The organism is Polaromonas aquatica (assembly GCF_050626995.1).
Classification (GTDB): Bacteria; Pseudomonadota; Gammaproteobacteria; order Burkholderiales; family Burkholderiaceae_C; genus Polaromonas; species Polaromonas aquatica_A.
Genome location: NZ_CP192467.1, coordinates 265,191 through 284,691 on the forward strand (window position 1 = coordinate 265,191; position 19,501 = coordinate 284,691).

Genomic DNA, 19,501 nt, shown 5'->3' on the forward strand with positions numbered 1-19,501 from the left:
CTTCATGCGATTTAACGTTTGACTTGAGCGGCGCCATCAGGCGTCCGCTCGAAGGAAGGGTTAGGCCTCATCAGAATGCCTAGCCCTCGAGAGCCGTTGTGAGCGAAAAGGAAAACTCCGGCGTTAGCCGCAACTTGAACAACTGCTCGACTCCTCCACCCGCGACATGGCCAACGAGCACTTGAGTGCCTGCGCTCCACTCTAGATCGAGGGACGCGACGTGGCGAAGAGTTATATGCAATTGAACGATTCCGCCTTGAACACGCTCAACCGCAAACTGACCCTCACCCGCCAAGATTGTGCATGTTGTCTTGCCATCGCTTCCGACGTGAATAAAGCGGAGTCGGTCGTAGAACCAGTCTCCGCCTGCCCCATCTTCAGGCACGCCGGCGGCGCCAAAGAAGGATCCGAGGTCTGACGGGTCTGGGCAGCGATTCATGAGGCCTAACGTTGGCCGTAACCGGCGACCACGGGAAAGATGCGCCGTAGGCGCGGACGCGCGTGGGCGTCCGTGTTGACGAACCTGTTAGGACTCAAGGCTACTCCCTTTCGGCGACCATCAGTGGGCCGAGTTGCTCTACCAGTCGGGCAACTACTGAGCCGAGGAACGCCTTACCGCCACCGTGGTCACAGAAGTACACGCCACCTTCTTCGGCGAACGTTGTCGCATTGGGCATGTCGCTATGGTTCGAAGCCTCGCGGAATTCGAAGCGGGTTTGCCCTTCGAAAGACGTCTTTATCGACCCAGGAAACTTCGCGAGTACCTCTTCGACCGAGTCACGGTTTGGACCAGCGAATCTCAGCGAGTATTCGAACCCCATTTCTGAGTCCTAACGTAATGTATGCCGCAAAACCTGCGGTATAACCTGGCGCTTGCAATCTAATCTGGACATCAAAAACTCCTGTAAACCGCTTGCTTGCTGAGTTTCAAGGCAATGTACCGTATATTTATACAGGTATAAAAATTCCGTGAAACCCCGCAACCCTCCCTTGCAGTCTGCCCGCTTGCTGGATCAGGTCCGGGAGCGGGTTCGGTATTTGCACTATAGCCTTAGCACTGAGAAAACTTACTTGTATTGGGTCCGTTTTTTTGTCCGATGGCATGGCCGCAACGGCCACATGACGCATCCTCGCGACATGGGGCACGCAAGGTAGGTCTCCTCACTATGCCGATCAATGCGCGTGATTGATAAAAGGCTATCGGAATTTGATTCGAAAGATCCCGCTAGAACCATGAGCAGGTTCAGCCGCTCCGGGCGCCTGTCCATCGCCGGCAATTCAATACCTCACTTTGGCGTCACTGCTTTCTCAGCCAGCTCTTTGAAATCACTGGTGATCACTGCCAACGCGCTGCTCCCGTCAGACTCTTTCGCTGTCCATAATTTTCCATCGCCATACAGGGACAAGTGGATAACCTGCCCTTTGCGCAATGAAATGGTTTTGGTAATGTCGGAAGTCGACCAGGAGCGCGAGCCACCACCACGGTCATCCCTGAACCCCATGGTCAGCGTGTGTACACCAGGAAGTAAATGCAGTTGGTAACGCCCGCCGGAGTACATGCCCGAAGTCTTGAGTACTTTGTAGCCGGAGACCGGATAACCATCCACTGAACTGATTTTGATCAACCCGTCTGTTGTCACGATGCCCACATCCTCGATGGATTTTGGTTCGCCCTCATAGCCAAGGTAGGCATATTTTGAGTACATCATGCCCAGCGTGGGCGGAGCGTCTGTGTAGTTGTAACTGGCACACCCCAAAAGAATGATTGGGGCAAACAGCAGGGCTGTGATGAGTTTTTTGTTCATGTTCTTGTCAGATTGGGGAAATAATTGACCGGAAAGTCAATCGGAACAAGTGTAAACAGCACCCGATATGGCGCCGTTTTTTTTCACCAGCCCACAGCCGCCTCAGTGCGCCCCAGCCGCGGCATCCGCACTCCCCGCCCCCGCCCTGGTATGCCGCGTCAGGAACACCAGCGGAATCAGCAGCAGAAAGATCAGCGCCGACACATAGAACACGTCGTTGGCAGCCAGCATGTAGGCCTGCTGGTCGACCAGGCGGTTGATGGTGCCCAGCGCCTGGTCGGGCGTGAGGCCGGCGCCGGCCAGGCCTGTGAGGGTGCTGTTGGTGGCGGTGCTGCCCTGGTTCACGTATTCGCTGATTTGTGCGTGGTGCATGGCGGCGCGGTCTTGCCAGATGGTGGTGGCAATCGACGTGCCGAAGGAGCCTGCCGTGATGCGCACGAAGTTCGACAGGCCTGATGCTGCGGGGATCTTGTCGGGCGAGATGCCCGACAGCGTGATGGTGACCAGCGGGATGAAGAAGAAGGCCATGGCCACGCCCTGGATGATGGTCGGGATCATGATGGTGCGGAAGTCGGCCTGGGTATTGAAGTTGGACCGCATCCACAGCACCAGCGCAAACACCATGAAGGCAAACGCGGCGAAGCGGCGCGGATCCACTTTCGCGATGTTCTTGCCGACCACAGGCGACAGCAGCAAGGCAAAAATGCCGACAGGCGCCAGCACCATGCCGGCCTGGGTGGCGGTGTAGCCCATGTATTGCTGCAGCCACAGCGGCAACAGCACCACGTTGCCGAAGAAAAGGCCGTAGCCCACCGACAGCGCGAGCGCGCCTGCCCAGAAGTTGCGTTTTTTGAAAAGCGTGAGGTCAACCACCGGATGTTCTTCGGTCAGTTCCCAGATCACGAAGGCGATCAGGCCGACCAGGGCGATGATGCCCAGCGCGATGACTTCACCGGAATGGAACCAGTCGAGCTCCTGGCCTTTGTCGAGCATGATCTGCAGCGCACCGACCCAGATGACCAGCAGCGCCAGCCCCACCGAGTCGATGGGGAGTTTTCGGGTGACGCTTTCACGCTTCCTGAAGATGCTCCAGGTGATGAAGGCGGCAGCAAAGCCGACCGGGATGTTGATGTAAAAAATCCAGGGCCAGGAGATGTTGTCGGTAATCCAGCCGCCCAGCAGCGGCCCCATGACGGGCGCGATCAGCGTGGTCATGGACCACAGCGCCATGGCCAGCCCCGCCAGTGCTTTCGGGTAGCTCGACAGCAGCAGCGCCTGCGACAGCGGGATCATGGGCCCAGCCACCAGGCCCTGCAGCACACGCAGAAAAATCAGCGTGGTCATGTTGGGCGCCAGGCCGCACAGCCACGAGGTGATGACAAACAGGATGACGCTGGTGGTGAAAAGCCGAACCTGGCCGAAGCGCTGCGACAGCCAGCCGGTGAGCGGCACGGCGATCGCGTTGGCCACGCCAAAGCTGGTGATGACCCAGGTACCCTGGTTCGGGCTGACACCCAGGTCGCCGGCGATCGCGGGCAGCGATACGTTGGCGATGGACGTGTCGAGCACATTCATGAAGGTCGCGGCCGACAGGGCCAGCGTGCCCCACAGGCGGGCGGAGCCCGTCAGCGGGGGCGGCTGGACATAGGCGGAGGCAGGAGCAGGTGCGGAAGCCATGAAAGCCTTGGGGAATCAGGTACAAAAAAGGGAATGTATTGGCCGCTATAAACGCCAGGCCGCTACATGCCGCCCATGCAGCGCTGCGCCGCGATGCAGCCACTGCTGGCCGCCACGGGCTTTGCGTCATTACTGCGCAGCACGGCTGCCCGCCAGCGACAAGGTGTGGCTGAACGCCAGGTGCTGCGGCTCGCTGCCGGCCTTGGCCGGCAATGCAGCGCCGCCCGGCGCGGGGGCACGCGGTGCAGCGCTGGCAGCCTTTATCGGCTTGTTCACCAGTTTGCCCGCCAGCTTGCCGGTGTTGGCGGCGATGACGCGCTGCACGTCCCTGTCAGCAGCGTCGTCCTGCGTGCCGTAAGTCTGGGTGTGGGCCAGGACGGCGTCGCGCGGCGCGTCGGCCAGGGTCTTGCCGTCCTTGTTGCTCACGTCAACTTCGGCGTCCATCGACAAACCCACGCGCAGCGGATTGTCGGCCAGCTGTTTGGCATCCAGTGCGATGCGCACAGGCACACGCTGCACCACCTTGATCCAGTTGCCGGTGGCGTTCTGTGCAGGCAGCAGTGAGAACGCCGCGCCGGTGCCGACGCCCAGGCCGGCTACCTTGCCTTTGTATTCAACCTTCTTGCCATAGAGGTCGGCCACCAGCGTCACGGGCTGGCCAATGCGGATGTTGCGCAGCTGGACTTCCTTGAAGTTGGCGTCGACCCAGACCTGGTTGAGCGGGATGATGGACATCATCGGTGTGCCGGCGGCCACGCGCTGGCCGAGCTGTACGGTGCGCTTGGCGACATAGCCGTCGACCGGCGCGAGCAGGCCGGCGCGCTGCGTTGCCAGGTAGGCTTCGCGCACTCTGGCAGCCGCCACCTGCACGCTGGGGTGCTGTTCGATGCTGGTGCCTTCGGTCAGGGCCTGGTTGCTGGTGAGTTGCTCCCGTGCAGCGACCACACCGGCCTGCGCTGCGGCCAGCGCGCTTTTGGCGTTGGCCAGTTGCGTCTGTGCGTGGTTGAGCTCTTCTTTGGACACCGCGCCGTTGCCGGTGAGCGACTGGCGGCGGTTCAGGTCGTCGCTGGCGCGGGCGATGTCGCTCTGCGCCTTGGCCACGTCAGCATCACGCAGCGCGATCTGCGCCGCCAGCGTGCCATTGTTGGCGTAGAGCGTGCGCACCTGGCGCACCGCCTGGGCCAGTGCGGCTTCGGCCTGCTCCAATGCCACCCTGCCGTCGGCCGGGTCGAGCTGTACCAGCGTCTGGCCGGCTTTCACGAAGTCGGTGTCATCGGCCATGATGGCCATCACGGTGCCGCTGATTTGCGGCGTGATCTGGATCACGTTGCCTTGCACGTACGCGTTGTCGGTGGACTCATAGTGGCTGGCCACGAGATATTCATACGCGGACCAACCCAGGCCGGCCACGACCACCACGGCGGCGAGCGCTGTGAGTGCTTTTTTGCGTTTGGGGTTACCTGCCGGCTGGGCTATTGCATTGGATGCGTTGGAGGGTTCAGGTGTGCTCATGATGTTTGCAATCCGTTGTGACGTGTTTGTTGTGCGTTGCCTGTCTGCGTAATGGCTGTCTGATGGTGCGGCAGGTTTGCAGAAATTTATTGATGAAATGTGCCTCTAGCCCAACTTTTATCCGTATAGTTTGCTACGTTTTTTGTAGCACCGTGCAAGGCATCCGGCGTGGCATTTGAAACCGGTGTTGACGCGGGCGCTTGGGCAGTTGTGTAGCCGCCGCCAAGCGCGCGGATCAGCGCAACCTGCGTGTCCAGCGCGCGGGCGGCCAGGTCCACGGCTTGTCGCCGCTGTGCGAGCACGCTGCTTTCGGCGGTGAGTACATTGAGGTAATTCCCCAGCCCGGCCTTGTAGCGCTGCACGGCGATTTCATACGCGCCTTCTGCGGCTTCCTGCGCGGCGCGTTGCTCGGTTTGCTGGCGAACAATAGCTTGCGACGAGGCGATCTGGTCGGCCACGTCGCGCACCGCATCGATCACGGCGGCGTTGTAACTTTCCACCGCGGCATCGAGATCGGCCGTCTTGCTGCGCAGGTTGGCGCGCAGCCGGCCGGCGTCAAAAATCGGCAGGCGCAGCGCGGGGCCCACGCCCCACTGCCGGCTGCCCGAATCCGTCAGTTGGCCCAGGCCGATACTGGAAAAGCCGGCAAAGGCGACGAGGTTGATATTGGGATAGAACTGGGTCTTGGCGTTGACCACGTCTTTGGACGAGGCCTCGACACGCCAGCGCGCGGCGGCAATGTCGGCGCGGCGGCCCAGCAAGTCGGCCGGAATGGTGGCTGCAGCTGCTACGTTTTTGATAGCTGCTTGCGCCGGCAGTGAAAGGGCTGCAGTACCATTTTGCTTACCAATGAGGGCATCCATCGCATTGCGTGTGAGCGCCATCTGTTCTTGCAGGGTTTCGAGCTGCAGCCGCGCTTCGGGCAGGCCACCTTCGCTCTGGCGCAGTTCAAGGCGAGTATCCAGGCCGGCGTCGACGCGGTCGCGCACCAGCTTGAGTGTTTCTTCACGCTGGGCCAGTGTGCGGCGCGCCACATTGGTTTGCTCGTTCAGGCGCACCAGCTGAAAGTAGGTGCGGGCGACATTGCTGGCCAACAGCACGCGTGCGGCCTGGGCGTCCGCTTCGGCGGCGTTGGCGCTACCCAGTGCGGCGTCGAGTGCCGCACGGTTTTTGCCGAAAAAGTCCAGCTCCCAGCTGGCATTGAGCTGGGCCGTGCCGCTTTCGCGGATGGAACCTGCCAGCGGCGGCGGCACCGCGCCATTGGCGCTGTAGCGCTGGCGTGTCGCGTCAAGCTGGCCGGTGAGTTGCGGCAGGGTGGCGGCGTCGGCCACTTCCGTGACGGCTTGCGCGCGTGCTAAACGGGCCTGCGCGAGCTTGAGTGTCGGGCTGGTCTGCAGGGCCTGGGCCACCAGGGTGTTGAGCTGCTCGTCGCCAAACTCGCGCCACCACTCGGTCGCTACCGGCGCCTGGGCGGCTGTAGCTTCAGCGCCTTGAACATCATTCAGGCCCAGCGAAGGTGCGTCGCGCAGCCTGGCCTGCGGCGCGATGCCGGACATGTCGGCACAACCGGTGAGGCCGGTCGCCATCAGTGCGACCGCCGCCACGCTGGCGGCTGCCACAAGCGCCATGCGAAAGGACGCGCGCCATACCGGTAGCTGCTGCCCCACCTGTTCTGGCTGGTTTGCGGCAGCGCAACCGGAGGCGCTGGCGGTGCAGAGGGAGTTGCTGTTATTTGTCATCTTTTTCATACGCGGCCTGCAGGCCTTGCGCTGTTTCGAGAATGCGGCGGAGATAGCCTTTGAGGTTCTGCCACTCATCCACTGTGAAGCCGGCCAGGTGGGCGTTCTGCACACGGCTGAGCACGGCGGGAATTTCTTTCGCGGCCTTGCGGCCTTCGGGTGTCAGTTCGATGTTGACGACGCGCCTGTCGTCGCTGGAGCGGATACGGCGGCAAAAGCCCTTGGCTTCGAGACGGTCCAGCAGGCGAGTCATGGAGCCGGCGTCGAGCTGGCATTCACGGGCCAGCTCGGCCACGGTGGAAGCTTTTCCCAGGAAGAGCTTGAGCATGGGAACCCATTGCGCGTTCGTCAGGCCTTGGGGCTCCAGTTCGCGTGTGACTTGCTGGGAGACGCTGTTGAGGATCTGCCGCATCAGGTAACCGGTGCTTTGACCTGCGTCGTAATCAGCCGCGCAATAGAACTCGGCCGGCAACCCGCACAGAGGGGTCGCCGGACTTTTTGGCATTTTTGAGCCGGGTTGCGCGCTGGTGGTTTTGGATTTCATGGCCGCAGATAATACATGTCTAGACAATTAATGTCAAGGCTGTGTTTGTTTGGGCTTCCTTTGCCCTGAATACCTTTGTTGAGGCAATGGGTTGCCTGGCTTTGTGACTAAACTTGCGGCATGGCTACCTCCTATGTTTCCCCCTCTGTGACTCCTCCCCCTCCCCCTTCGACTTCTTCTTCCATCGCTCCTGTCCTCGCCCCTGCCAGCGCCCCGGGCGCCAAGGGCTCGCCCCGTTCGCTATCCGGGCTGTTGCCGTTTTTGCGGCCTTACCGGGGCCGCATTGCGCTGGCCATGTTCTTCCTGGTCATGGCCGCGGTCGCCACCTTGGTGTTCCCGTTGGCTTTGCGCAGCCTGATCGACGGCGGTCTGAGCGCGGCCGACAAAGGCCAGCAGCTGATGGCCTTGCGTACGCATTTCTTTGAACTGTTTGGTGTCGCTGCCGCGCTGGGCTTTTTTTCAGCGGGCCGCTTTTACATGGTGAGCTGGCTGGGCGAGCGCGTCACCGCTGACCTGCGCAATGCGGTCTATGCGCATGTGGTTCGGCAAAGCCCGGAGTTTTTTGAAACGACCCAAACCGGCGAAGTGCTGTCGCGCCTGACAGGTGACACAACGCTGGTGCAAACCGTCGTGGGGTCGTCACTCAGCATGGGCCTGCGCAACGCGGTGATGGGCGTGGGTGCGCTAGGCATGCTGGTCTATACCAACCCCTACCTCATGGTGCAGGTGCTGATGGTGCTGGTGCTGATCGTGGCGCCCTCGGTCTGGTTTGGGCGGCGCGTGCGCAAGCTGTCTCGCGCCAGCCAGGACCGCGTGGCCGACTCCAGCGCGATCGCGGCCGAGGTACTTAATGCGATTCCGGTGGTGCAAAGCTACACCGCTGAAGGCCGCGAATCCGCGCGTTTTGATGCATCCACCACCAATGCCTTCAACACCGCGATTCGCCGCACCAGGGCGCGGTCGGTGCTGGTGGCCTTCATCATCATCGCCACGTCCGCAGCGCTGCTGTGGGGCCTGTACCAGGGGACTCAGGCGGTGATGCGGGGCGACATTACGGCGGGCCACCTGGGCCAAACCGTGGTGTATGTGATCATCCTGGCCAGCGCCACGGCGGTGCTGGGCGAGGTCTATGGCGACCTGCTGCGCGCGGCCGGCGCCACCGAACGGCTGATGGAGCTGCTGACGTCGCGTTCGCCCGTTACTTCACCATCAAATCCGCTTCCAGCCCAGGAAAAACAAGGCGGAAGCGCTATGAAATTTGAAGCAGTGACCTTTCATTACCCGTCGCGTCCGGCGCAAGCCTCCTTGAGTGATTTCAGCCTGAGCGTGGCGCCTGGGGAGACTGTGGCCATCGTGGGGCCGAGTGGTGCCGGCAAAAGCACGGTGTTCCAGTTGCTGCTGCGGTTTTACGATCCGCTTTCGGGCCGCATTGAGCTGGATGGCGTGCGCACCGCCGATATGGCGCTGCACGATTTGCGGCAGCGCATCGGCATCGTGCCGCAGGATGCGGTCATCTTCTCGACCAGCGCGCTGGAGAACATCCGCTACGGCAAACCCGAAGCCACAGATGACGAAACCAAAGCCGCGGCAAAGGCAGCCTTTGCACATGAGTTCATCACTGCGCTGCCGGAGGGTTATGACACCTTCCTGGGCGAGCGAGGCGTGCGGCTTTCGGGTGGCCAGCGGCAGCGGATTGCGATTGCGCGCGCGATGCTGAAAAATTCTCCGCTGCTGCTTCTGGACGAAGCCACCAGCGCGCTGGATGCCGAAAGCGAGCGGATGGTTCAGGCCGCACTCGAATCTGCGATGAAAGACCGCACCACACTGGTGATTGCCCACCGCCTGGCCACCGTGCAGCAGGCTGATCGCATCCTGGTGCTGGACCATGGCCGGCTGGTGGAGCAAGGCACGCACGCCGAGCTGGTGAACCGCGGCGGTGTTTACGCGCGGCTGGCGGCTCTGCAATTCACGGTGTGATGCTGTGGACAACGTTCAGGCGGTGATTTGCTTTTCGCCACTGCCCTGGCAATTTGCTGCCGATCAAAATCGGTGACTATGCATTATTTGCATAAGTATTGATACACAATGCCTTGGACTATTTGGAGGCAGGCTTTTAAGCTCCGTGCATTGACCTTTCCCTCAAGAAATCCCACAAGGAGCTTTTAATGTCACACCCAGCAGCGCCCTCCATTCCCGCAGGAGCACATCCACTCCCCTCCTATCTTCAGGCAGACAACCTCGGTCCTTGGGGCAACTACCTGCAGCAGGTTGATCGTGTCATTCCGCACCTGGGCAGCCTGGCGCGCTGGGCTGAAACATTGAAGCGGCCCAAGCGCGTGCTGATTGTGGATGTGCCGATTCATATGGACGACGGCACGGTGGCGCACTTTGAAGGCTACCGCGTGCAGCACAACGTCTCTCGCGGTCCCGGCAAGGGCGGCGTGCGTTTTCACCAGGACGTCACCCTGTCTGAAGTCATGGCCTTGTCGGCCTGGATGTCGGTAAAAAACGCGGCGGTGAACGTCCCGTACGGCGGCGCCAAGGGCGGCATCCGTGTCGACCCGAAGAAGCTGTCGCGTGGCGAACTTGAGCGCATGACACGCCGCTACACCAGCGAGATCGGCATCATCATCGGCCCCAACAAGGACATCCCTGCACCGGACGTCAATACCAACGACCAGATCATGGCGTGGATGATGGACACGTATTCGATGAATACAGGCTCCACGTCGACAGGCGTGGTCACCGGCAAACCCGTTGACCTGGGCGGCTCACTGGGCCGTCGTGAAGCCACGGGACGCGGCGTGTTCACCGTGGGCGTGGAAGCGGCCAAGCATACTGGCCTGGACATCAGTACCGCGCGGGTGGCCGTACAGGGTTTTGGCAATGTGGGCGGCGTGGCGGGCAAATTGTTTGCCGAGGCCGGCGCGCGCGTGGTGGCTGTACAGGACCACGGCGGCACGATTTACCGCGAAGCAGGCCTGGATGTGCCGGCGCTCCTCAAGCATGTGGAAGCCACCGGCAGCGTGGGCGGGTTTGCCCAGGCGGAAGTCATCGCCAATGACAAATTCTGGGACGTGGAGTGCGACATCCTGATCCCGGCCGCGCTGGAGCAGCAGATCACCGAAGCTAACGCCGGCCGCATCAAGGCACGCATGATCATCGAAGGCGCGAACGGCCCGACCACCCCGGCGGCAGACGACATCCTGCACGATCGCAATGTGCTGGTGCTGCCGGACGTGATCGCCAACGCTGGAGGCGTGACGGTGAGCTACTTCGAATGGGTGCAGGATTTCTCAAGCTTCTTCTGGGACGAAGAAGAGATCAACAAGCGCCTGGTCAAGATCATGAAAGATGCTTTTGCCGCAGTATGGGCCGTCTCACAGGACCAAAAAGTCAGCTTGCGCACCGCCACCTTCATCGTGGCCTGCAAACGCATCCTGCACACGCGCGAGCTGCGCGGTCTGTACCCCTGATCTGGTGCTGCCCCGGGAGCCGTCAGAAGCAACGAGGGTCATGAAGCGGCGGTACTCCCGAGTGCCGCTGCTTTTTTTCCAAGCGGCCACGCGTTTAGGTGACCTCAGTTGCCATGACCCGCACACCATGACCTTCCAGCGCCTGGCCGGCGCCAGGAAGCTCGGCTCACCCGTTCATGAATCAGGTAATCCATGCAAAGCACCGAATTCTCCATCGAGTACGCTTCACCAGGAATGATACGAAACGACTCGAATGACTTCTGCCTCATTTACAAAGAAGCTGGAGCCGATGTCTATTTCAAGAGAGAAACGTACTTCTACGTTAAGGAGCAAGCCGGTGAAAATGGCCGCCTCACTTATAAGGCTTTGCTACCCAATGAATTTAAAGGCGTGACAACCATCCCATGGTTTGCGGAGTGGAAAAGCCTGGCCGTACAGCGTATGCGTGACTACATTCTGGGCGATCAGCGACTTCTGAGCCTGCATGGAGAAATCTCTGTTGAAGAGTTGAATCCCTGACACGCCGCTGGAAATTGCTTTATTGAAGTGTGTCCTTGACTGCCGCCGGCAAAGGCAAAGGCATCACGTCTATGCCCTCCTCGATCAATTCCACGGCTTCGCGCGCGCTGGTCTGACCGCGAATGCTGCGCGCTTCCTGCTCACCATAGTGCATGCGGCGGGCCTCTTCGGCAAAACGCCCTCCGACATCTTCGGTATGCGCCATCACGTGGCGCAAGGCCTTCAGGAATGCCGCCTGCTCAGCAGGGCTTCTTCCCGATGGGGCACCTGTTACAGCAGCCACATCGTGGGAACCCTGTGCGGAACTCAAAGCGACTGCCCGAGAAGAGGAGGCCTGCTTGCCTTGATCGGCCAAATCCTGGCCAGACGGGTGGCCACCCAGATTCAGGCGTGGTGCGCTGGGTAATTTCTGGACGCTTTTGTCTGCGCACATGGGGCATTCAATCATGCCGCGCGACAGCTGATTCTGAAAATCGTCTTCGGATGCAAACCAGCCTTCAAATGAATGCTGGTGCGTACATTGGAGATTCAGGACCTTCATGGCCGGATTATCGCCGCGGGCTTAGGGCGCCGCAGCTTGCCAGTCCAAAGCCCACGCGCCGGACAGCACGTTTTGCAACCAGAGCGCGCCGGTCAATGTTTTTGCATCGGTGACCTTGCCGCTTGCGCACCAGGCCAACAGTTCACCGGGCGTGGCCGTGAACACATCCAGGAACTCCCCGGCATCCAGCTTGCGCTGCCCAGGGGTCAGCCCGCGTGCAAACCAGATGTCGATGAATTCCGTCGAGTAGGAGATCACCGGGTGCAGCACTCCGGCACGGGCCCACTCTCTCGCGGTGTAACCGGTTTCTTCCAGTAGTTCACGCTGCGCGCATGCAAGAGACGCCTCACCAGGATCAAGTTTGCCTGCGGGGAATTCCAGCATGACGGCCTGCACCGGGTAACGGTATTGGCGTTCCAGCACGAGGCGCCCGTCATCGAGCAACGCCACGATCATCACTGCACCGGGGTGGATCACATACTCACGCGTCGCCCGGGTGCCGTCGGGCAACCTGACGGTGTCGCGCATGGCATGCAGGAATCTCCCCTTCAAAATCTCGACCGAATCAACCAGGGTTTCGACAAGGTGCCCGGCAGGTACCGCACCTGCTTGATCCGGATCGGAATCCGCTTTCATGTGCGGTGCTTGAAGAGGTAGCGCCAGGTAAACCCGGGAAACGCAAAGGTGATGAAGAGTGTGCCCGTGATGGCGTAAAACTCCCAGCCCTGCGGCGCGATCTGACCCGCCCGCTGCTCAAGATAAAGACCCAGGGCGCCAACGAGAAAGTACCAGACAACCAGCTCGCCCAACCTGACGGCCAGGTTCTTTGGTGCTTTGAGCGCATAGACCGCGAACAGGCGGTTGCTGATGAAGGGTAAATTGGCTGCCAGTATGGCCAGCAGCACAACCAGCCAGACGGAAGCGGTTTGAGTCATGAAGAGGATCAGCTACCCAAGGACTTGATGATGCCGTTGATCGATTGCGCACAGAGAGTCATCAAGCCACCCGGGAGCATGCCCAGGATCAGGATCATTGCACCATTAATCGCCAGCACCACCTTGGCATCCGTCGGTGCGGAGACCGGCTGCGCGTTGTGGGCAAGGGGCGCGTCAAAGTACATGACCTTGACTACGCGCAGGTAATAAAACGCACCCACCAGCGACATGAGCACGGCAAAAACCGCGAGCACGACATAGCTGGTGTGCTGCGACGAGATCAGGGCCTGCAAGACGGACAGCTTCGCGTAAAAACCCACTAGCGGCGGCAGACCTGCCAGCGAGAACATGCTGATGGCCATCACGCCAGCGTACAGCGGACTGCGCTGGTTCAGGCCGGCCAGGTCGACAATTTCTTCAGACTCGTGCCCCGCACGAGCCAGCAGCATGATGATGCCGAAAGCGCCCAAGGTGGTGAGCACATAGGTCACGGCATAGAACATCGCAGCGCTGTAGGCGGACTCGGTGTTGAGCTGGTTGCCGTTGACCACACCCGCCAGCAGGCCGAGCAGCAGAAAACCCATCTGCGAAATGGTCGAGAACGCCAGCATGCGCTTGAGGTTGGACTGGGCGATAGCCGCCAGGTTGCCGACCAGCAAGGAGCCTATGGCCATCAAGCCCAGCATTTGCTGCCAGTCGATCGCCAGTGGCAGCAAGCCCTCCACCAGCAGGCGGATACAGATGGCAAATGCCGCAAGCTGGGGTGCACCACCGATCAGCAGGGTCACGGCCGTAGGCGCGCCCTGGTAAACGTCAGGCAGCCACATGTGGAAAGGCACGGCACCCAGCTTGAAGGCCAGGCCAGCCACAATAAACACCAGACCGAAAACCAGCACCTGATGCTTGACCTGCCGGCTGGCGATGGCGTTGAACACTTCGTTCAGATCCAGGGAACCTGTCGCGCCGTACAACATCGACAAACCGTAAAGCAGGAAGCCCGAGGCCAGCGCGCCCAGCACAAAATACTTCATGGCCGCTTCGGTGGCGATGGCATTGTCGCGGCGCAGGGCCACCAGCGCATAGCTGGACAACGTCAGCAGCTCCAGGCCCATGTAGATCACCAGGAAGTTGTGGCCCGAGATCATCACAAACATGCCGAGCAGGGCGAACAGGCTGAGCGTGAAAAACTCACCGCCGCGCAGCATGTCTCGTTCCGCCGCGTAAGGCCGACCGTACACCAGCGTGATCATCACCGCGACGCAGGCAAAGCACTTGAGCCAGCCACCCATGGGGTCGCTGACCACCATGTTGCCGAAACCGTAGAAGGTTTGCCCGCCCATGGCGTAAGCCGCTTCCAGCCCAGCCACCACGGCCAGCGTCAGCAGGGTCAGCACGTAGGTCAGGGTACGCTGCGGCGTCTTGACGCCCAGGTCCACCAACGCGATCACGCAAGCCATGGTAAGGAGAACGATTTCGGGATAAACCGTGATCCAGGAGAGTTTGTCAATCATCTGAATTCTTTGTAGTTGCGCAGTTCAGCTTCAGTTCAGTTTGGAGGTTGCGACATGCTTGAGCAGGTCTGCCACTGAAGTGTTCATCACGTCCGTGAACGGTTTGGGATAGATGCCCATATACAGTACGGCAATGGCCAGCAGCGCGAGCATCAGGAACTCGCGGCTGTTGATATCGGTGAGCCCCTTCACATCCTCGTTGGCCACCGGACCAAGGTAAACACGCTTGTACATCCACAAGGTGTAGGCCGCGCCGAAAATAAGCGCAGTCGCCGCCGCACCGCCAATCCAGAAGTTGTATTTGACGGCACCCAGAATCACCATCCATTCACCGACGAAACCGGCCGTGGCCGGCAGGCCGCAGTTGGCCATGGCAAACAGCAGTGCAAAAGCGGCGAACTTGGGCATGGTGTTCACCACGCCGCCGTAACTGGCAATCTCACGCGAATGAACGCGGTCATACAGTACGCCGATACAAAGGAACATGGCACCCGAAACAAAACCGTGGGCAATCATCTGCACAAGACCGCCAGAAACGCCAAGGTCATTGAAAATAAAGAAGCCGAGGGTGACAAAACCCATGTGCGCCACGGACGAATAAGCCACCAGCTTTTTCATGTCCTGCTGCACAAGGGCCACCAGGCCCACGTAGACGACGGCAATCAGGGACAGGGAGATCATCAACCATGCCCACTCATGCGAGGCGTCGGGCGCAATCGGCATCGAGAAACGCAGGAAACCGTATGCACCCAGCTTGAGCATGATGGCTGCCAGGACGGCGGAACCACCGGTAGGTGCTTCGACGTGCACATCGGGCAACCACGTGTGCACCGGCCACATCGGCACCTTCACCGCGAAGGCGGCAAAGAAAGCGAAGAACAACAGCGTTTGCACCGTGCTGCCCAGAGGCAACTTGTGCCAGGTCAGGATATCGAAGCTACCGCCCGACTTGTTGTATAGAAAGACGAGCGCCACCAGCATCAACAGCGATCCAAGCAGCGTGTACAGGAAGAACTTGAACGCCGCATAAATCTTGTTGGGACCACCCCAGATGCCGATGATCAGGTACATCGGGATCAGCGTGGCTTCAAAGAAGACGTAAAACAGAATTCCGTCGAGCGCGGTGAAAACGCCGATCATCAACCCACTCAAAATCAGGAACGAGGCCATGTACTGGTTCACGCGCGTCGTGATGGCTTCCCAGCTGGCGATGATGACGACAACATTGATGAAGGCCGTCAGCAATACAAACCACAACGAGATACCGTCTACGCCCAGGTGGTAATTGACATTGAAGCGCTGGATCCAGCTGCCTTTCTCCACGAATTGCATGGCCGACGTATCGAGCGCAAAGCCACTGTACAAAGGCAACGTCACCAGGAAACTGACGACCGCGCCTATCAGCGCGATCCAGCGAACGCTGCGCGCCTGCTCGTCACGGCCCAGCGCCAGCAGCACCACACCGAAAACAATCGGTGTCCAGATCGCAAGACTCAACAAACCCATTCTTGTTCTTCCTTGATTTTGTTGAACTGATCAGCGATTGAGCCAGACGAAATACGTCATCAACACAAACACGCCAATGATCATGCCGAAGGCATAGTGGTAGATATAGCCGGACTGCAACCGGCGGACCATGCCGGAGACCCAGCCGATCACCTTCCACGAACCGTTGACCAGCGCGCCGTCGATCAGCTTCTGGTCGCCGCCCTTCCAGAGGGCGGTGCCGAGCAGCCGTGTGCCGCGCGCCAGAACGTTTTCATTGAACCAGTCGAGGTAGTACTTGTTTTCGAGCAGCGTGAAGACTGGCATGAACATGCGTTTGATCGCGGCAGGCAGCGCCGGGTTGATCATGTACATATACCAGGCCGCTACTGAGCCACCCAGGGCCAGCCAGAACGGCGGCGTCATCAGCCCATGCAAGGCCATCTGGGCCGGACCGTGGAACAGCTGCTTGAGCTCTGCCATGGCGTGATGTTTTTCGAGGTTCACCAGGATGGAATCCTTGAAGAACTCGCCATACAGCATCGGTTCAATCGTCATGAAGCCAATGACCACGGACGGAATCGCCAGCAGGATCAGCGGCACCGTCACCACCCACGGGGATTCGTGCGGATCGTGGTGCTCGCCATGGTGGCCATGGTCGTCGTGGCCATGGTGATGCGCGTCGGGGTTCTGGTCGTAGCGCTCCTTGCCGTGGAACACCAGGAAGTACAGGCGGAAGGAGTAAAAGGCCGTCACGAAGACGCCTGCCAGCACAGCGAAGTACGCGAAGCCGGCACCCGCCAGGTGGCTTTCATGCACAGCCTCAATGATGCTGTCTTTGGAATAAAACCCGGAGAACAGAGGCGTACCAATCAATGCCAGCGTGCCCAGCAGCGAGGTGATCCAGGTGATGGGCATGTACTTGCGCACGCCGCCCATCCAGCGGATGTCCTGGTTGTGGTGCATGCCGATGATGACCGAACCCGCGGCCAGGAACAGCAGCGCCTTGAAGAAGGCGTGCGTCATCAGGTGGAACACCGCGACGGAATAGGCCGAGGCGCCCAGCGCCACCGTCATATAACCGAGCTGCGACAGCGTGGAATACGCGACCACGCGCTTGATGTCGTTCTGGATGATGCCGAGAAAGCCCATGAACAAGGCCGTGATGGCACCAATCACCATGATGAAACTGAGCGCGGTGTCGCTGAGTTCAAACAGCGGCGACATGCGCGCCACCATGAAGATGCCAGCCGTCACCATGGTCGCCGCATGGATCAGCGCGGAAATCGGGGTCGGGCCTTCCATGGAATCTGGCAGCCAGACGTGCAACGGAAACTGCGCCGACTTGCCCATGGCGCCGATGAAGAGGCAGATGCAGATCACAGTTACCAGCATCCAGCCCGTTCCCGGGAGGGTCAGTTTGGAGAGCTCATCGGCTTTGGCAAATGCTTCGCCGTAATTGAGCGTCCCCGCATAAGCGGCAATAAGGCCGATGCCGAGAATAAAACCGAAGTCACCCACGCGGTTGACCAGGAAGGCCTTCATGTTCGCGAAGATGGCGGTCGGCTTGTTAAACCAGAAGCCGATCAGCAGGTAGGACACCAGGCCCACAGCCTCCCAGCCGAAGAACAGCTGCAGCATGTTGTTGCTCATCACCAGCATCAGCATGGAGAAGGTGAACAACGAGATGTAGGCGAAGAAGCGGTTGTAGCCCTCGTCTTCTTCCATATAGCCTATGGTGTAGATGTGCACCATGAGCGACACAAAGGTCACCACGCACATCATCATGGCGGTAAGGCCGTCGACCAGGAAGCCGATCTCCATCTTCAGGCCGCCGACGTTCATCCAGGTGTAGAGCGTCTCATTAAAACGCGCCCCGTCAACGGCCACGCTCTTGAGCGTCATCGCCGAAATGATGAAGGCCACCAGCACGCCGAGGATAGTCAGGCTGTGCGACAGGCGGCGGCCTATCCAGTTGCCGCCGAAAGAAGTGCCGAGGATACCGGCCGCCAAGGCGCCGGCCAGGGGTGCCAACGGAACGGCCAGCAGGGTTGAAGCGTTGAGGGTGGATGCCATATCAGTTTTTTTCCGCCATGCAAATTACGCAGGCAAACAGGGGAGCCATGTCAGGGCCGCCACGGAACCGGCTTTGCCGGGCCGTCAGCGGCGACCCCTTGAGGGGGAGGCGGCCGGAGGCCGCTTCGGGGGGGAGCGTCATCTTTAGCCCTGGAGCGTGTTGAGTTCGTCTACGTTGATGCTGGACTTGTTGCGGAACAGCAGCACCAGGATGGCTAGGCCTATGGCAGATTCGGCCGCGGCGACAGTCAGGATGAAGAACACGAACACCTGGCCGGCCATGTCGTTCAGGTAATAGGAGAAGGCCACAAAATTCATGTTGACGGCCAGCAGCATGAGCTCGATGGCCATCAGCAGGACGATGAGGTTTTTGCGGTTCAGGAAGATGCCGATGACCGACAGCGCGAACAGCATCGCGCCCAGTGAAAGAAAATGTCCCAGGGTGAGCGTCATGCCTTCTTCTCCTCGGCTGCTGCAGGGGCCGCGGCAACCACCGGTGCAGCCACGACGGATTTCATCTTGACGAGGCTCACGCGGTCCGCGCGCTTGACCCGGATCTGCTCTGAAGGGTTCTGGTACTTGGAGTCCTTGCGCGCGCGAAGCGTTAGCGCGATGGCGGCAATGATGGCCACCAGCAGGATCACTGCGGCGACTTCCAGCGGATAGATGTATTCGGAGTACAGCAGCTTGCCGAGCTCCTTGGTGTTGGAAACCTGCGCGCCTATCTGGCCCGCCGCCGTCGCCACCTTGGGTGGCTCACGGAAACCACCCATCAGCACGTAAGACATTTCCAGCGCGATGATGGCGCCGACGGAACCGGCCAGCGGGAAATGCTTCCAGAAGCCCTTGCGGACACTGTCGATGTTGATGTCCAGCATCATCACGACGAACAGGAACAGCACCATCACGGCGCCCACATAGACAAGCACCAGCGTGATGGCCAGGAATTCGGCCTTGAGCAGGATCCAAACTGCGGACGCCTGGAAGAACGCCAACACGAGGTAGAGCGCCGCATGCACCGGGTTGCGCGCGGTAATCACCTTGAACGCAGCAAACAGCAGCACCGCGGCGAAAACATAAAAAAGACCTGTTTTAGCGTCCATGTTGTTGTGGATTCTTTCTTGAGCCAGCTGAGGGGAAGTTCAGCCGGGTTTAACGGTACTTGGCGTCTGCCGCGCGGTTCGCGGCAATTTCGGATTCATACCGATCGCCCACTGCCAGCAGCATGTCTTTGGTGAAGTACAGGTCACCGCGCTTTTCGCCGTGGTATTCAAAGATGTGGGTCTCGACGATGGAGTCGACCGGACAACTTTCTTCGCAGAAACCGCAGAAGATGCATTTGGTCAGGTCGATGTCGTAGCGTGAGGTGCGGCGGCTGCCGTCTTCACGCACATCGGACTCGATGGTGATCGCCAGCGCCGGGCACACCGCTTCGCAGAGCTTGCAGGCGATGCAGCGCTCTTCGCCGTTCTCATAACGGCGCAGCGCGTGCAGGCCGCGAAAACGCGGGCTCAGGGGGGTTTTTTCCTCGGGAAACTGGACCGTGATCTTGCGGCTGAACATGTACTTGCCGGTCAGGGCCATGCCCTTGAACAGCTCGGTGAGCATGAAGCTTGACGCAAAGTCTTTGATGGAAGCTACGGCGGACATAAGTCAGATTCCTGCAGAAATAAGGCGTGCA

18 protein-coding genes are annotated in these 19,501 nt (G+C 60.1%); 4 read left to right on the forward strand and 14 right to left on the reverse strand.

Features of this window, described 5'->3' with window-relative positions; translation table 11 throughout:
* The first annotated feature begins 969 nt into the window (after positions 1-969).
* Positions 970-1,155: a phage integrase N-terminal SAM-like domain-containing protein gene (locus ACQ4MS_RS01290; protein WP_431097221.1), complete on the forward strand. Its 186-nt coding sequence runs from the start codon at positions 970-972 to the stop codon at positions 1,153-1,155.
* Between the two features lie 131 nt (positions 1,156-1,286).
* Here ACQ4MS_RS01290 and ACQ4MS_RS01295 read toward each other — a convergent pair whose 3' ends face one another.
* From ACQ4MS_RS01295 to ACQ4MS_RS01315, 5 genes are all read right to left on the reverse strand, one after another.
* On the reverse strand, positions 1,287-1,805 hold the full coding sequence (locus ACQ4MS_RS01295; protein ID WP_431097222.1) for a hypothetical protein: 519 nt from the start codon (positions 1,803-1,805) through the stop codon (positions 1,287-1,289).
* A 102-nt stretch (positions 1,806-1,907) separates the two neighbouring features.
* The gene (locus ACQ4MS_RS01300; RefSeq protein ID WP_431097223.1) at positions 1,908-3,482 is read right to left on the reverse strand and encodes a DHA2 family efflux MFS transporter permease subunit; all 1,575 of its coding nucleotides are present in this window, start codon (positions 3,480-3,482) and stop codon (positions 1,908-1,910) included.
* A gap of 129 nt (positions 3,483-3,611) precedes the next feature.
* Positions 3,612-4,994: an HlyD family efflux transporter periplasmic adaptor subunit gene (locus tag ACQ4MS_RS01305; RefSeq protein WP_431097224.1), complete on the reverse strand. Its 1,383-nt coding sequence runs from the start codon at positions 4,992-4,994 to the stop codon at positions 3,612-3,614.
* A gap of 86 nt (positions 4,995-5,080) precedes the next feature.
* Complete coding sequence (locus tag ACQ4MS_RS01310) at positions 5,081-6,622, reverse strand: efflux transporter outer membrane subunit (protein ID WP_431099510.1); 1,542 nt, start codon at positions 6,620-6,622, stop codon at positions 5,081-5,083.
* A gap of 100 nt (positions 6,623-6,722) precedes the next feature.
* Positions 6,723-7,277, reverse strand: a complete 555-nt coding sequence (locus ACQ4MS_RS01315) for a MarR family winged helix-turn-helix transcriptional regulator (protein WP_431097225.1) — start codon at positions 7,275-7,277, stop codon at positions 6,723-6,725.
* A gap of 120 nt (positions 7,278-7,397) precedes the next feature.
* Between ACQ4MS_RS01315 and ACQ4MS_RS01320 the strand changes: the two genes are divergently transcribed.
* The 3 genes from ACQ4MS_RS01320 to ACQ4MS_RS01330 all read left to right on the forward strand — a co-directional run bounded on the left by ACQ4MS_RS01320 (position 7,398) and on the right by ACQ4MS_RS01330 (position 11,272).
* Positions 7,398-9,254 (forward strand): ABC transporter transmembrane domain-containing protein, encoded by a 1,857-nt coding sequence (locus tag ACQ4MS_RS01320; RefSeq protein ID WP_431097226.1) that lies wholly within the window; start codon positions 7,398-7,400, stop codon positions 9,252-9,254.
* Positions 9,255-9,442: 188 nt separating this feature from the next.
* Positions 9,443-10,753, forward strand: a complete 1,311-nt coding sequence (locus tag ACQ4MS_RS01325) for a Glu/Leu/Phe/Val family dehydrogenase (protein WP_431097227.1) — start codon at positions 9,443-9,445, stop codon at positions 10,751-10,753.
* 192 nt (positions 10,754-10,945) lie between these two features.
* Entirely contained in the window at positions 10,946-11,272 is a 327-nt protein-coding gene (locus ACQ4MS_RS01330) for a hypothetical protein (RefSeq protein ID WP_431097228.1), read from the forward strand.
* A gap of 19 nt (positions 11,273-11,291) precedes the next feature.
* On the opposite strand, the gene ACQ4MS_RS01335 is transcribed toward ACQ4MS_RS01330, so the two are convergent.
* The 9 genes from ACQ4MS_RS01335 to nuoI all read right to left on the reverse strand — a co-directional run bounded on the left by ACQ4MS_RS01335 (position 11,292) and on the right by nuoI (position 19,470).
* Entirely contained in the window at positions 11,292-11,813 is a 522-nt protein-coding gene (locus ACQ4MS_RS01335; RefSeq protein ID WP_431097229.1) for a DUF1178 family protein, read from the reverse strand.
* 21 nt (positions 11,814-11,834) lie between these two features.
* Entirely contained in the window at positions 11,835-12,449 is a 615-nt protein-coding gene (locus ACQ4MS_RS01340) for an NUDIX domain-containing protein (protein ID WP_431097231.1), read from the reverse strand.
* On the reverse strand, positions 12,446-12,748 hold the full coding sequence (locus tag ACQ4MS_RS01345; RefSeq protein ID WP_431097233.1) for a DUF2818 family protein: 303 nt from the start codon (positions 12,746-12,748) through the stop codon (positions 12,446-12,448). The genes ACQ4MS_RS01340 and ACQ4MS_RS01345 overlap by 4 nt, the downstream gene beginning before the upstream one ends.
* Positions 12,749-12,756: 8 nt before the next feature.
* Positions 12,757-14,259, reverse strand: coding sequence for an NADH-quinone oxidoreductase subunit NuoN (gene nuoN, locus ACQ4MS_RS01350; protein WP_431097234.1), 1,503 nt, complete (start codon positions 14,257-14,259; stop codon positions 12,757-12,759).
* 30 nt (positions 14,260-14,289) lie between these two features.
* A complete protein-coding gene (locus ACQ4MS_RS01355) occupies positions 14,290-15,765 on the reverse strand; it encodes an NADH-quinone oxidoreductase subunit M (protein ID WP_431097235.1) in 1,476 nt (491 codons plus the stop codon).
* Between the two features lie 30 nt (positions 15,766-15,795).
* A complete protein-coding gene (gene nuoL / locus ACQ4MS_RS01360; RefSeq protein ID WP_431097236.1) occupies positions 15,796-17,820 on the reverse strand; it encodes an NADH-quinone oxidoreductase subunit L in 2,025 nt (674 codons plus the stop codon).
* Positions 17,821-17,964: 144 nt separating this feature from the next.
* Positions 17,965-18,273: an NADH-quinone oxidoreductase subunit NuoK gene (nuoK, locus tag ACQ4MS_RS01365; protein WP_007864437.1), complete on the reverse strand. Its 309-nt coding sequence runs from the start codon at positions 18,271-18,273 to the stop codon at positions 17,965-17,967.
* Positions 18,270-18,923 (reverse strand): NADH-quinone oxidoreductase subunit J, encoded by a 654-nt coding sequence (locus tag ACQ4MS_RS01370; protein WP_431097237.1) that lies wholly within the window; start codon positions 18,921-18,923, stop codon positions 18,270-18,272. Before ACQ4MS_RS01370 ends, nuoK begins: the two co-directional genes overlap by 4 nt.
* A 49-nt stretch (positions 18,924-18,972) precedes the next feature.
* A complete protein-coding gene (nuoI, locus tag ACQ4MS_RS01375) occupies positions 18,973-19,470 on the reverse strand; it encodes an NADH-quinone oxidoreductase subunit NuoI (protein ID WP_431097238.1) in 498 nt (165 codons plus the stop codon).
* Positions 19,471-19,501 lie beyond the last annotated feature (31 nt).

Bases quoted from the DNA above. Each gene is read 5' to 3' on its own strand.
- ACQ4MS_RS01295 (WP_431097222.1), bottom strand. From the start codon at position 1,805: ATGAACAAAAAACTCATCACAGCCCTGCTGTTTGCCCCAATCATTCTT.
- ACQ4MS_RS01300 (WP_431097223.1), bottom strand. From the start codon at position 3,482: ATGGCTTCCGCACCTGCTCCTGCCTCCGCCTATGTCCAGCCGCCCCCG.
- ACQ4MS_RS01305 (WP_431097224.1), bottom strand. From the start codon at position 4,994: ATGAGCACACCTGAACCCTCCAACGCATCCAATGCAATAGCCCAGCCG.
- ACQ4MS_RS01310 (WP_431099510.1), bottom strand. From the start codon at position 6,622: ATGGCGCTTGTGGCAGCCGCCAGCGTGGCGGCGGTCGCACTGATGGCG.
- ACQ4MS_RS01315 (WP_431097225.1), bottom strand. From the start codon at position 7,277: ATGAAATCCAAAACCACCAGCGCGCAACCCGGCTCAAAAATGCCAAAA.
- ACQ4MS_RS01320 (WP_431097226.1), top strand. From the start codon at position 7,398: ATGGCTACCTCCTATGTTTCCCCCTCTGTGACTCCTCCCCCTCCCCCT.
- ACQ4MS_RS01325 (WP_431097227.1), top strand. From the start codon at position 9,443: ATGTCACACCCAGCAGCGCCCTCCATTCCCGCAGGAGCACATCCACTC.
- ACQ4MS_RS01330 (WP_431097228.1), top strand. From the start codon at position 10,946: ATGCAAAGCACCGAATTCTCCATCGAGTACGCTTCACCAGGAATGATA.
- ACQ4MS_RS01335 (WP_431097229.1), bottom strand. From the start codon at position 11,813: ATGAAGGTCCTGAATCTCCAATGTACGCACCAGCATTCATTTGAAGGC.
- ACQ4MS_RS01340 (WP_431097231.1), bottom strand. From the start codon at position 12,449: ATGAAAGCGGATTCCGATCCGGATCAAGCAGGTGCGGTACCTGCCGGG.
- ACQ4MS_RS01345 (WP_431097233.1), bottom strand. From the start codon at position 12,748: ATGACTCAAACCGCTTCCGTCTGGCTGGTTGTGCTGCTGGCCATACTG.
- nuoN (WP_431097234.1), bottom strand. From the start codon at position 14,259: ATGATTGACAAACTCTCCTGGATCACGGTTTATCCCGAAATCGTTCTC.
- ACQ4MS_RS01355 (WP_431097235.1), bottom strand. From the start codon at position 15,765: ATGGGTTTGTTGAGTCTTGCGATCTGGACACCGATTGTTTTCGGTGTG.
- nuoL (WP_431097236.1), bottom strand. From the start codon at position 17,820: ATGGCATCCACCCTCAACGCTTCAACCCTGCTGGCCGTTCCGTTGGCA.
- nuoK (WP_007864437.1), bottom strand. From the start codon at position 18,273: ATGACGCTCACCCTGGGACATTTTCTTTCACTGGGCGCGATGCTGTTC.
- ACQ4MS_RS01370 (WP_431097237.1), bottom strand. From the start codon at position 18,923: ATGGACGCTAAAACAGGTCTTTTTTATGTTTTCGCCGCGGTGCTGCTG.
- nuoI (WP_431097238.1), bottom strand. From the start codon at position 19,470: ATGTCCGCCGTAGCTTCCATCAAAGACTTTGCGTCAAGCTTCATGCTC.